The organism is Paenibacillus sp. FSL H7-0357 (assembly GCF_000758525.1).
Classification (GTDB): domain Bacteria; phylum Bacillota; class Bacilli; order Paenibacillales; family Paenibacillaceae; genus Paenibacillus_AQ.
Genome location: NZ_CP009241.1, coordinates 2098936 through 2110843, shown reverse-complemented (window position 1 = coordinate 2110843; position 11908 = coordinate 2098936). Strand labels below are relative to the sequence as shown.

The 11908-nt window shown below is 53.9% G+C and carries 10 protein-coding genes; 1 reads left to right on the top strand and 9 read right to left on the bottom strand.

Annotation, left to right across the window (positions count from 1 at the left end):
* Nucleotides 1–26: 26 nt before the first annotated feature.
* From H70357_RS09215 to H70357_RS09190, 6 genes are all read right to left on the bottom strand, one after another.
* Complete coding sequence (locus H70357_RS09215) at nucleotides 27–1604, bottom strand: flotillin lipid rafts scaffold protein FloT (RefSeq protein WP_052091932.1); 1578 nt, start codon at nucleotides 1602–1604, stop codon at nucleotides 27–29.
* Nucleotides 1604–2140, bottom strand: a complete 537-nt coding sequence (locus H70357_RS09210) for an NfeD family membrane protein (RefSeq protein WP_038588227.1) — start codon at nucleotides 2138–2140, stop codon at nucleotides 1604–1606. Before H70357_RS09210 ends, H70357_RS09215 begins: the two co-directional genes overlap by 1 nt.
* Before the next feature lie 231 nt (nucleotides 2141–2371).
* Nucleotides 2372–3535 carry an iron-containing alcohol dehydrogenase gene (locus tag H70357_RS09205; RefSeq protein ID WP_038588224.1) on the bottom strand — a complete coding sequence of 388 codons (1164 nt, stop codon included), beginning with the start codon at nucleotides 3533–3535 and terminating at the stop codon, nucleotides 2372–2374.
* Nucleotides 3536–3706: 171 nt separating this feature from the next.
* Entirely contained in the window at nucleotides 3707–5287 is a 1581-nt protein-coding gene (locus H70357_RS09200; protein WP_038588220.1) for a UDP-glucose--hexose-1-phosphate uridylyltransferase, read from the bottom strand.
* 96 nt (nucleotides 5288–5383) lie between these two features.
* Nucleotides 5384–6373 (bottom strand): UDP-glucose 4-epimerase GalE, encoded by a 990-nt coding sequence (gene galE / locus H70357_RS09195; RefSeq protein ID WP_038588217.1) that lies wholly within the window; start codon nucleotides 6371–6373, stop codon nucleotides 5384–5386.
* 1 nt (nucleotide 6374) lies between these two features.
* Nucleotides 6375–7553, bottom strand: coding sequence for a galactokinase (locus H70357_RS09190; protein WP_038588214.1), 1179 nt, complete (start codon nucleotides 7551–7553; stop codon nucleotides 6375–6377).
* A gap of 222 nt (nucleotides 7554–7775) precedes the next feature.
* Between H70357_RS09190 and H70357_RS09185 the strand changes: the two genes are divergently transcribed.
* Complete coding sequence (locus H70357_RS09185) at nucleotides 7776–8642, top strand: AraC family transcriptional regulator (protein ID WP_038588210.1); 867 nt, start codon at nucleotides 7776–7778, stop codon at nucleotides 8640–8642.
* Nucleotides 8643–9229: 587 nt separating this feature from the next.
* Here the strand turns inward: H70357_RS09185 and mgrA are convergent.
* The 3 genes from mgrA to H70357_RS09170 form a co-directional block, all read right to left on the bottom strand.
* On the bottom strand, nucleotides 9230–10234 hold the full coding sequence (gene mgrA / locus H70357_RS09180; protein WP_038588207.1) for an L-glyceraldehyde 3-phosphate reductase: 1005 nt from the start codon (nucleotides 10232–10234) through the stop codon (nucleotides 9230–9232).
* A 129-nt stretch (nucleotides 10235–10363) separates the two neighbouring features.
* Nucleotides 10364–11101, bottom strand: coding sequence for an NAD-dependent protein deacylase (locus H70357_RS09175; protein ID WP_038588204.1), 738 nt, complete (start codon nucleotides 11099–11101; stop codon nucleotides 10364–10366).
* Between the two features lie 34 nt (nucleotides 11102–11135).
* On the bottom strand, nucleotides 11136–11903 hold the full coding sequence (locus H70357_RS09170) for an HAD family hydrolase (RefSeq protein WP_331281755.1): 768 nt from the start codon (nucleotides 11901–11903) through the stop codon (nucleotides 11136–11138).
* Nucleotides 11904–11908 lie beyond the last annotated feature (5 nt).

The window sequence follows — 11908 nt, the reverse complement described above, 5'->3', positions numbered from 1 at the left end:
CCTGTCATACCTTGAGTTATCCCGCATTATCCTTCAAGTTTATCAGTTGGAACCACTGGCACTGCCGGTACTGTAGGTACTGCAGGTACTACCGGTACCGCAGGTGCAACCGATACTGCCGGTCTGTGGTCCGGAGTTCCCGTTTTTCCTTTAGTCAAACCTTTAATCAATGCCTCTACATCAATTCCCGAGACACTCTTCAGCATTTCCGGTGCCGTCGACATCAGCTGGGTCACATAATTGCTGACCCGCGCCGCTCCTTCACCATTGCCCGTATCCACCACAGTGAGCTTGTCGATGGATGCCAGCGGCTCGGCAATTTTACCGGCCAATTCAGGCAGCATCTTCACGATGATGTCGAGCACGGCAGCTTCGCCGAATTTCTGGAACGCTTCGGCCAGCTTCTCTTTGGCTTCTGCTTCTGCGAGACCACGCAGGCGGATAACTTCGGACTCCGCTTTACCTTTAGCCAGCTCTGCGTCGGCTGTTGCCTGGCCTTCCAGGCGTTTCTGCTCGGATGTTGCCTTCGCCTGGGTCTCAATGCTGTACTGCAAGGCATCGGCTTCACGCATCCGCTTGGCCTTATCGGCTTCTGCCGCCTGTTCCACTGCGTAGCGGTCGGCTTCCGCTTTCTTCTTCACTTCCGCATCGTACTGCTTCTCGCGCACCTGTATTTCTTTGGACTGCAGGTCTATCTCGCGTTCCTTGCGAACCAGTTCGACCTTCATCTGCTCTTCCACCACCGTCTGCTTGGCGCGCGCCTCCTGGATGTGATAAGCCTGATCGGCTTCCGCCTTGGCTGTATCCTGATCACGTTTAAAGGCTGCAACCTTCAGCTGATTGTCCTTGGAGGCTTCGGCGATGTTCGTATCCCGCAGCAGTTCAGCCTTCTGCCCTTGCTCCTCGGCGTTTGCCTTCTGGATCCGCGCATCCCGCAGCGCTTCCGCTTCGGCGATTTCTGCATCCCGCTTCACTGCAGCAATCCGCGGTTTACCTAGAGCTTCCAAGTATCCGTGCTTGTCGCGCACATCTTTGATGGTGAAGGAGACAATCTGCAGTCCCATCTTCTTAAGATCGCGCGCTGCTACACCCTGAACCTCCTGGGCAAACCGGTCACGGTTGCGGTAAACCTCTTCCACAGTCATTGAGCCGAGAATCGCCCGCAGATGCCCTTCAAGCACTTCCTGCGCCTCGCTCTTCAGCCCTTCTATCGGCTTGCCCATGAACTGTTCGGCTGCCGTTGCCACATCTTCGGTAGAACTGCCTACCTTGATAATAGCCACACCATCGGCGATAACCGGCACCCCTTGCTCAGTGTATACCTCCGGTGTCGTCACATCGAGCTTATGCGAAAGCAGAGACATGAACTCGGCCTTCTGGAAGACAGGCAGAATGAACGCCCCGCCCCCGCGGACTATCTTGATTTTACGGCCCGAGCCATCATCTGAGATATGATTGCTGCCGAGAAAGGAACCGGTGACAATCATTCCTTCATCTGGTCCGACCGTCTTGTAACGTGCCCAGAACGCAATCCCAAGCACCAGCAGAACCGCTACAACTACAATAGGAATAAACAAATAATCTGGAATGTCTAAGCCTAACATTAAGAATCCACTCCTTTTCTCTCTTCAAATTCAGTTACCAGCGCAACACCTTCCCGGACCTCTACCACTACAACCTTAATCCCGGCCGGGAGGGAAAGCTGCTCAAAGCTGGCTGCCGTATGCAGGCTGTTGCCTGCGCCAAACTTCACCATGATTTCGCCATAGCCCTGTGCCGGAATAGGAACGGTAATTTCTCCGATCTTGCCAGGCAGCTCGCTCATGGAGAACCCGTTTGACATCTCGCTTTTGTCCATCGGTTTGACGACTCCCAAGTAAAGAACCACCCCCATAAAGGCTGCGATCAGCAAGGACAAGGCAAGAACAGCGCCATCTTCCAGCCTGCTGTAACGCGTGAGCAGAATGCCTGCTCCGCCAAATACGGTGACTCCCCCGGCCAGCACAGCAGGGTTCAGGAAATCAAAGGAAGCTACATCAAATATCCCATCCAAAACATTGCCGATCAGATCTCCCACAACTACGCTGACTACGGCAAAAATGACGCCGAGCGCCAAACAGCCCAAATACAGCGTTTGCATTATTTTCTCCTCCCGTCTATAGTTCCGGACTGTCATACTAGTATAAACGTTCAAACCATGTCCTTGGTTTCACAAACTTGGATGATTATCTCAATATTGTATCGTGGAAGCAGCCTTGAACCCAAACCGGCCTATGCCAACAGTTTATGCAAAAAAGCCGTCCCCATTACCGGGAACGACTTGATTTCCTGCCCGGAGCTGCAGTTCTGCAGCCCCTTTATGATGGCGTTCTTACAGCGCCATTGTATAAATTTTTACGACATCCTCACGCTCCAGCTTGCGGAAATTACCGAACGGTCCGAAACGCACCGCTTTGTCGGCCATATTTCCGATTTCGCTGTCATTGATATCATAGTCGCCCAAGGTCTTCGGCGCACCGATGGAATCCCAGAAGCGGCGCAGTGCTTCAATGCCTTCAAGACCGGCTTCTTCATCGCTTTTGCCGGACGGATCAATGCCGAATACGTTCACGGCCAGCTGGCGGAAGCGGGCAGGGTTCGTACTGAGGTTGTACTTCATCCATTGCGGGAAGAGAATAGCCAAACCGCCGCCATGCGGGATATCGTAGACTGCTGATACGGCATGCTCGATGTTGTGTGTTGCCCAGTCTCCGGCGAAGCCCATGCTGACCATGCCGTTCAGAGCCATTGTGCCGCAGTACATAATCGTTTCACGCAGCTCGTAATTGTTCAGGTCCCCGATCAGCTTCGGTGCCGTTTCAATAACGGTGCGCAGCAGCGTCTCACAGAAACCGTCCTGTACAGGCGTGTTTCCGTCGGTATGGAAATAATGCTCCAGAACATGCGACATGATATCCACCATGCCGTAGACAGTCTGGTCACGCGGCAAAGTGAAGGTGTTCTCGGGATCAAGGATGGAAAATGCCGGGAAGGCATGCACGCTGCCCCAGCCCATTTTTTCCTGGGTGACTTCGTTGCTGATGACAGATCCGTTGTTCATCTCGGAACCGGTAGCCGCCATCGTCAGCACTGTGCCCAGCGGCAGCGCGGCTTGCGGAGCAGCCTTGCGTTCCACAAAGTCCCACATATCCCCTTCATATTTCGCGCCTACCGCAACTGCCTTGGCACAGTCCAGTACGCTGCCCCCGCCTACGGCAAGGATCAGCTCAATGTTGTGCTCCCGGCACAATGCCACACCTTTATGTACAGTGGACAGACGCGGGTTCGGCTCGACTCCGGCCAGTTCGGTCACGACAGCCCCGATGGAATTCAGCTCAGCCAGCACATTATCGTACAAACCGCTGCGTTTGATGCTGCCGCCGCCGTACATCAGCAATACGTTCTTACCGTATTTCGGGACTTCGGTCTTCAAAGCCTGCAATGTTCCTTGTCCAAAAACCAGCTTGGTAGGATTATAAAATTCAAACTTGCGCATATGGGTAAACCTCCATTAGTTGATGAATGTGATGCAATTTCATATTATAGACCTCCGGCGTGCGTCATTCAAATCACAGCGTCTCCCCGTATCACGCCAAGCTGAACGAACTGTATAAGAAAAGCCCCCAAACCTGCATGGCCGGGGACATTAATACTAACATTCAGTTGTTTATAGGGCTCCGAAGCTCTGCACAAACCGGCGGAAAGCGGCTTGTCCTTCCGGTGTCCGTTTGTAGACCCCGGCATGCTCCAGAATATGGGTGAACTTGATACCGACCTCATTCTGCACGATTTTGACAGCTTCTTCGTGGTTGTGACCTGTGCCAAAACGTTCGGCCAGCTCTTGTATCCACGAGGCATGCTGTGCAAGCGCGTGATCAGCTTCACTCTTCACGGCAGCCAGTAGCGGGAGATCTCCGGCAAGCACGCCTGCGATAGCATCCAGCTCTTCCTTCAGTCGTCCCGGCAGAATAGCCAGACCCATAACCTCAATCAGGCCGATGTTCTCCTTCTTGATATGGTGCATCTCCCGGTGCGGGTGGAATATCCCTTCGGGGAATTCCCCGCTGGTCCGGTTGTTGCGCAGCACCAGATCCAGCTCGAAGCCGCCGTCTTCCGCTCGCCGCACGATTGGAGTAACGGTATTATGCGGGGTTTCCACACCGTCAACTTCGCTGAAAGCTAATACCTCAGCCTCAGGATCGCTGTAGGATTTCCAGGCCTCATAGAGATCGTTGCCGCATTCCAGCAGCACTGCAGGGTCTACTCCATGCAAACGCAGGACCGACATCGGCCACTTCACGATGCTGAGGCTGACACCCGGGTAGGAGGCATGGGTGAACGTCTGCTCTTTCGGTGCTTTCTGGATCGGGAAGGTATGGCGCCCGCCCTGGAAATGATCATGGGTCAGAATCGACCCGCCGACAATCGGCAGATCGGCGTTCGAGCCAATGAAATAATGCGGGAAAGCTTCCACAAAGCTGAGCAGACGCTTCAGCGACTCCTTGGTCAGCTTCATCGGCACATGATCGTGATGGAACACGATGCAATGCTCGTTGTAGTACACATACGGCGAGTACTGTAAGAACCATTTCTCATTGTTCAGCTTCAGCGGAATTACACGCAGATTCTGGCGCGGCGGGTGATTCAACCGTCCGGCATAACCCACATTTTCGCGGCAAAGCAGGCATTTCGGATAGACCGGCGGAGGGAGCAGCCGGGCCATGGCGATTTCCTTCGGGTTCTTCTCGGGCTTGGACAGGTTAATCGTCATTTCGATATCCCCGTATGGTGATTCCTGCAGCCAGAACACATTCTTCGAAATCCGGTCCATGCGGATATAGTTGGAATCAATACTTAATTTGTAAAAGCGGTCGGTTGCCGCCTCAATGCCCTTCTCCGCCGAGAGGCTATAGAATTGGGCATTGACTTCAGATGGCCGTGCCATCAGCAGTCCCATAATCTTCGCATCCAGCAGATCACGGTACGTATCGGTATTCTCCGGAATCAGTCCGATTTCGAAGCCATAATCGATCAGAATGTCCAGCGGTCCCTGCGGGCTCTCAAGCGGTGTTTCACTGAATTCAAGGGCATACGGCTCACTGAAGCCGAACTGGTCCAGCAGTTCATTGCGGCTATAGTCAACATCGGCAGGCTGGATCAGCTCCTGGTGCAGCGCAAACAGCACAAGCTGTTCGATGGCATGCAGCGCCTTCTCTCCGGCCGGAGCGGTATTAATATCGTTAGGCATTTAAATTCTCCTTAATGTGGTGTAGCAAGTTGTCTGTGTCCTTTTTGGGGGGCAGCTGGTTCAATAGAATGCCATACTCCCCCGGACAGCCAGGAGTTATTCTTCTCCGTATCCTTGCGGATTCGCTGAATGCCAGTTCCAGGCGCTCTGAATAATATCCTCAAGGTCCGCATGCTGCGGAGTCCAGCCGAGAATGGAACGGGCTTTGTCAGAAGAAGCTACCAGCACAGCAGGATCACCGGCGCGGCGCTCTTGAATGACAACCGGAATGTCCAGCCCGGTCACCTTCTTGGCGGTTTCGATCACTTGTTTGACCGAGAAGCCGAGGCCGTTGCCAAGGTTGAAGATATTGCTTGCACTGCCGCTGCGCAGATAGTTGACCGCCCGGACATGGGCGTCAGCCAAATCGCTGACATGGATGTAGTCGCGGACGCAGGTTCCGTCTTCGGTCGGATAGTCTTCGCCGAAGACAGCAATGCTCTCCCGCTGCTTCAACGCGGTTTGCAGCACCAGCGGAATCAGATGGCTCTCCGGACGGTGGTCTTCGCCAATCTTGCCGCTGGCATGTGCCCCTGCAGCATTGAAGTAGCGCAACGCCACGTATTTGATGCCGAGCACCTTGTCAAACCAGGCCATCATGCGTTCCATCGTCAGTTTGGTTTCACCGTACACATTCGCCGGCTCTGTGCGGTCAGTTTCCTCGATCGGCACCTTTTCCGGTTCGCCGTAAGTTGCGGCCGTGGAGGAGAAGACGATTTTGTCCACACCTGCATGCTGCATCGCTTCCAGCAGACACTGTGTACCATATACGTTGTTGTCATAGTATTTGACCGGGTCCTTCATGCTCTCGCCCACCAGCGAGCTTGCGGCAAAATGGATCACCGCTTCAATCTTGTTCTCCGAAAACAGCTTGGCCAGCAGCACCTTGTCCCGCAGGTCACCTTCATACAGCTTGCCGCCCAGCAGCGCCTCACGGTGGCCTGTCAGCAAATTGTCGATAACCACAACTTCCTCGCCCCGCTCCAGCAGCTCAGCTACTGTATGAGAACCGATATACCCCGCTCCACCTGTTACCAAAATCGCCATCTTACTTCACTCCTTTCAATTCTTCCACACCATTGCCGATACCGCATACGTAGAATTCGCCTACCAGACCGGATCTGGTGGTATAGGCTTCACCGACTTCACGGATAAAGCGTTCGACATCATCCTCATGCACCAGTGATACCGTACATCCGCCGAATCCCGCACCGGTCATCCGTGAGCCAAGGGTTCCGGGAATCCGCTGTGCTTCTTCAACCATAATGTCCAGCTCCTCGCAGCTTACTTCATACAGATCGCGAAGCGAGACATGGGAGTCATTCATATATTGACCAAACTGCTTCAGGTCATTGTTCTTCAGTACTTCAACCGAGTCAAGCACACGCTGGTTCTCTTCCACTACATGGCGGGCTCGGCGTCTGACTGTTTCATCTGTAATTTTGTGCTGATGGATTTCAAATTGCTGAGGTTTTAGCTCTGCCAGGTAAGACAGGGAAGGAACCTCCTGCTTCAGAGTGGACAATGCTTCGTCGCACTGGCTGCGGCGTTCATTGTATTTGGAATCCACGAGACCTCTCTTCTTGTTCGTGTTGCCGATCACCAGCTTGTAGGCGCCGGTCACAAATGGAATCAGGTTGTACTCCAGCGTATCGCACATCAGCAGAATCGCGTGATCACGCTTGCCGTTGGCTACGGCAAACTGGTCCATAATTCCGGAGTTTACGCCGACATACTGGTTCTCCGCACGCTGGGACAGCAGCGCAATTTCTACTGTATCCGTATCCCCACCCAGCAGTGTCAGGAACGCGAAGCCGGTAACCACCTCAATGGAAGCGGAGGAAGAAAGGCCCGAACCGTTCGGAATATCACCGTGGAACAAGAGGTCGTAGCCGCCGGAAACCGGAAGATCCTTCTTCGCCAATTCCACCATGACGCCAATCGGATAATCGATCCATTCCCCTGTTTTGGCCTTGCCGATTTCGTTGTAGTCCATGGAAGCTTCGTAAGGAAGATTCGTCGATGCGAATTGAACCTTGCCGTCGCTGCGCGGGCGTACAATCAGTGTTGTGCCGAATTCCAGCGCTGCCGGCAGTACATAACCCCCATTGTAATCCAGATGCTCTCCAATAAGATTGACACGGCCCGGTGCGTAGAAGACGCGTGCCTCTTCAGTACTCTCCCCGTACTTCTCAATAAATTTGCTGTTAAGTTCCTGTATGCTCATTAGTGCCACTCCATCCTTTCGCTGCTCTTGCTTCAACTTGGAATCAGTCTTGCTGCCTTCATGGTTATATTATAATAAAATCAGACTTGCCCTGATAATGCAATCATGTGTGCAATGCATGGATAAATGTGACTTCCGTGTTATAATCGGAGGACGGGCATTTCCAGCGATTACCCGTTTCCAAAGCGGTGACAGCGTTAACTCCAGAAAGGAAGCTTCTTCGTGGAACATACTTATTCCGTAGGGTCAAATCCCGTCTATTATGATAAGCAAAATCTGCATGTACTGTTTGCCGGCGAAAGCCAGACCTTGCCGCTGCATCAGGCCGGTCCCAAAATCTATGATTATTACCTGCTTCACTTCATTGAATCCGGCTCCGGGACCTTCCGCACCGAGCAGCGCAAATATGAGCTGGGACAAGGCGACTGCTTCCTGATCCATCCCGGCCAGCTGGTCAGCTATCTCTCGGACGAGAAGCGGCCCTGGCGCTACCGCTGGGCCGCTTTCACCGGCGCGGAAGCCGACGCGCTTGTGCTGCAGACCGGCTTTACTCCGCAGAAGCCAGTGCTCTCCACCGCCGAAGGCAGCGTCATCCCCGCCGCGATGGCCGGGATGATGCAGGCGTTCTACGCCAATAAGGAGAGCGCCCACCTGACTTCACTCGGCTATCTATATCTGATCGTCGGAGAAGCCGCTGAGCGGCATATCTCCTCCTCCAGGCTGTCGGGGGCGGAATCACAGGTCAAGCGCACCGTGAAGCAGATGATCCACTATATGGCTTCCCAATATGCTCACCCGGTCTCGATTGAGCAAATGTGCGGCAGCCTCGGCTATAACCGCGCTTACCTGTCGCGGATCTTCAAGCAGGAGACCGGTCTCTCGCCCGTGACCTATCTGCTTAAGCTGCGCATCGAGAAATCGCGCCAGCTGCTGCGGGAACGTCCAGAATTATCCGTAGAGCAGGTTGCAGCATCCGTTGGACTGACGGATGCCTTGTATTTCTCCCGCCAATTCAAACGCTTCTGTGCCCAGTCCCCAACCGCTTACCGCATCTCAACGTCCAGACCCGGGGAGAAGCAGCAGCCTTAAGATCTATGTTATTGAGGCCAGAATTCTGTACACCATCCCGAACCCAATAAGACACTGCGGCTCGCGATAGCCGCGTTGATCTCAGTCCACCCGGCAACCCTGCTGAATTCTCTGCACCTTGCCGTGGCCCGCGCTGAACCCTCTCACCTTATTGTGTGATGCGCTGCCACACGGTATCAGGCTGATTAGTTAACCCCGTGTCCCTCCGGAGATAACATGCTGCAAACGGACTCCATAGCCACTATTACGCTGATCCACCTGTCTTTTACACAAATTCGGACCTCAGAGGCTTATTTTCCAATATTGCGCGTGTTCTGCCACTTTTCAGATAGAAAAACGGCTATACGGTCCGTTTGTGTAAGTTTTGGATGTTTCTCCCTGAAATAACGTCCCCTCAGTCCGATTCACACCCCACTTCACCCCCCCTCTATTCCCTATGTTATGTCCTATCCCTTTCCCAGGTTATGCCCTATTCCTAATTGTCCAACTACAGCAACAGCCCGTCTTCCGGTCAGGAAGCGGGCTGTGCAGCAATAGGCCCCTAAACGGGATGCATATGGAGGCCATAAATGTAGTGGATGCGAAGCTTACACATCACTCTCTGTTTTGAGGATGGTCTCGATCCGATCCAGCTCCTCCTGGGTAAAGTCCGCATGGGACAACGCGGCGATGTTCTCTTCGATCTGGCTCACCCGGCTTGCGCCAATCAGTGCAGAGGTCACTTTGCCGCCGCGAAGTGTCCAGAGAAGCGCAAACTGGGCCAGACTTTGGCCGCGAGCGACAGCCATCTGGTTAAGGGCGCGGATCTTGCGCTGCACCTCCGGTGTAATCCGGCTTTCATTCAGCGCGGTGGATGGACCGGCCGCTCTTGAATCCTCAGGGATACCATTCAAATATTTATTGGTCAGCAGGCCCTGGGCCAGCGGAGTAAACGCAATGCTGCCAATACCGTTCTCTTCCAGCACATCCTGCAGTCCACCTTCGATCCAGCGGTCCAGCATCGAATACCGCGGCTGATGAATCAGAAGCGGAGTGCCGAGACCCTTCAGAATGCTGACCGCCTCTACGGTCTGCTCCGCCGTATAGTTGGATAATCCGATATATAGCGCTTTGCCTGACCGCACGGCATAATCCAGCGCGCCCATCGTTTCTTCCAGCGGTGTCTCCGGGTCTGGACGGTGAGAATAGAAAATGTCGACATAGTCCAGACCCAGCCGTTTCAGGCTCTGATCCAGACTGGACAGCATATATTTGCGTGAACCCCATTCCCCATAGGGTCCTGGCCACATATAATATCCCGCCTTAGTAGAAATCACCATCTCATCACGGTAGGGGGAAAGGTCACGGGCGAGCACCTTGCCGAACAGTTCCTCTGCCGAGCCTGCGGGCGGGCCATAATTATTGGCCAGATCAAAATGGGTAATGCCGAGATCAAACGAACGGGTAATCATCTCCCGGCCATTCTCATAAGTGTCGATCCCGCCAAAGTTATGCCAGAGTCCCAGTGATATCGCCGGAAGCTTCAGTCCCGATCTGCCAGAGCGGTTGTATTGCATAACTTCATACCGTTCATCGCTAGCCACATATACCATTGCTTATCCCTGCCTCTCGTATCCTCAGTTGTCACATTACCCTATTTTAAACCACTGGCGGCCGTTGTAATCTTCTAATGCTGAAATCGCCTGCAGTGATACGCACAGGATGTGAGATCTATAAGATTCTCAGAGCTGGTCCTGAACGGCTCCCATCACTTTCCCGATCCGGTCGGTAATTATCAGATCCGCCCTATGGTCATACGGTGTCGGGTCACGGTTCAGCAGCACCGTATGCCGCCCCCGGAAGTAGGTGACGAGGCTGGCTGCAGGCTGAACGGTCAGCGAAGTGCCGCCGATAATAAGCAAGTCCGCAGCCGCAATTGCTGCGACCGCCCCAACCAGCACATCATGATCCAGCTGTTCCTCATAGAGCACAACATCCGGCTTGATGATGCCGCCGCATTCCGGGCAGAGGGGCGCCCGTTCAGCAGACTGAATCACCTGCTCCAGACCGTAATAACGGTTGCAGCCCATACAATGATTGCGGTGGATAGAGCCATGCAGCTCCAGCACCACACGGCTGCCGGCCAGCTGGTGCAGCCCGTCAATATTTTGCGTAATGACCGCTTTCAGTTTGCCTTGTCGCTCCAGCTCTGCCAGCAATAAATGGGCACCGTTTGGCTCTGCCTCCGGGTGAATCATTTTGCTGCGGTAGAAATCAAAAAAAATGTCCGGCGAGGACATAAAAAAACTGCGGCTTAGCATCACCTCGGGCGGATAAGGCGAGTTATGCTCAGTCTGGTATAAACCCGCCGCTGAGCGGAAGTCCGGAATACCGCTCTCCGTGGATGTTCCGGCTCCTCCAAAAAAAACGATGTTTCCGCTGTCCTTGATCCAGGAAGCCAAAGTTTGCAATGAATCCATAGTCTGCACACGCACCCTTTCTACGAGTTATTTGTTAGCAGGTAATGCGGAGCTCATGAAAGCCGGGAACGACGATGTCGGCATCCTGCAGATGTCCAGCCGCTCCGGCAGGAGAAATGCCGACCGATAGACGCAAGCCTGCACCTTTTCCGAGCTGCATATCCGCATTGCTGTCACCGATAATAACAGTCTGCTCCGGCAGCAGGCCCAGTTCCCGGCAAGCGGTTTCGGCCATCTCAGGATCCGGCTTGCCATTCGAAACCCGGTCCCTCGTGACAATAGTATGGAAGTAACCGGTTATTCCAAGTAAGTCCAGCTGCTCACCTGTGGTCTTGTCACCATCGGATGTAACTACACCCAGCTGTAAGGAAGCATCGGCACATTGCTGCAAGAATGGCAGGAGGTCCGGCAGAGGCCCGATTGTGCGGCGTCCGCGCATTCCATTCATCGCATCCTTGGCAATGGCCTTCACACGGACCAGCGCTTCATTCCAGGGAACTCCGGCAGTGTACAGCTGCCACGCGAGAATGCCATAACTCTCTTCCGTAGTTGCCATAGAGAGAGGTCCGGCGGGATCATAGCCTATTACCTTACCTTCAGCATTATGAGATGTGCCAAGCACCTTGGACAGATCAACATGCGATCCGGTGCCGATAAGGGCAAGCTCATTGCCGAGACCTAGCAGCACCTCCTCCGCCCAGCTCCCCCAAGTGGCGAGCAGGTCGAGCAGTGTTCCATCCTTGTCAAACAATATGCCTTGGCAAGGCACGGAGAGATCCTTTACATGCAGCAGTGGCATCATACGTC

Excerpts from the sequence above, each read along its gene's own strand:
- H70357_RS09215 (WP_052091932.1), bottom strand. The coding sequence starts at position 1,604 with ATGTTAGGCTTAGACATTCCAGATTATTTGTTTATTCCTATTGTAGTT.
- H70357_RS09210 (WP_038588227.1), bottom strand. The coding sequence starts at position 2,140 with ATGCAAACGCTGTATTTGGGCTGTTTGGCGCTCGGCGTCATTTTTGCC.
- H70357_RS09205 (WP_038588224.1), bottom strand. The coding sequence starts at position 3,535 with ATGCGCAAGTTTGAATTTTATAATCCTACCAAGCTGGTTTTTGGACAA.
- H70357_RS09200 (WP_038588220.1), bottom strand. The coding sequence starts at position 5,287 with ATGCCTAACGATATTAATACCGCTCCGGCCGGAGAGAAGGCGCTGCAT.
- galE (WP_038588217.1), bottom strand. The coding sequence starts at position 6,373 with ATGGCGATTTTGGTAACAGGTGGAGCGGGGTATATCGGTTCTCATACA.
- H70357_RS09190 (WP_038588214.1), bottom strand. The coding sequence starts at position 7,553 with ATGAGCATACAGGAACTTAACAGCAAATTTATTGAGAAGTACGGGGAG.
- mgrA (WP_038588207.1), bottom strand. The coding sequence starts at position 10,234 with ATGGTATATGTGGCTAGCGATGAACGGTATGAAGTTATGCAATACAAC.
- H70357_RS09175 (WP_038588204.1), bottom strand. The coding sequence starts at position 11,101 with ATGGATTCATTGCAAACTTTGGCTTCCTGGATCAAGGACAGCGGAAAC.
- H70357_RS09170 (WP_331281755.1), bottom strand. The coding sequence starts at position 11,903 with ATGATGCCACTGCTGCATGTAAAGGATCTCTCCGTGCCTTGCCAAGGC.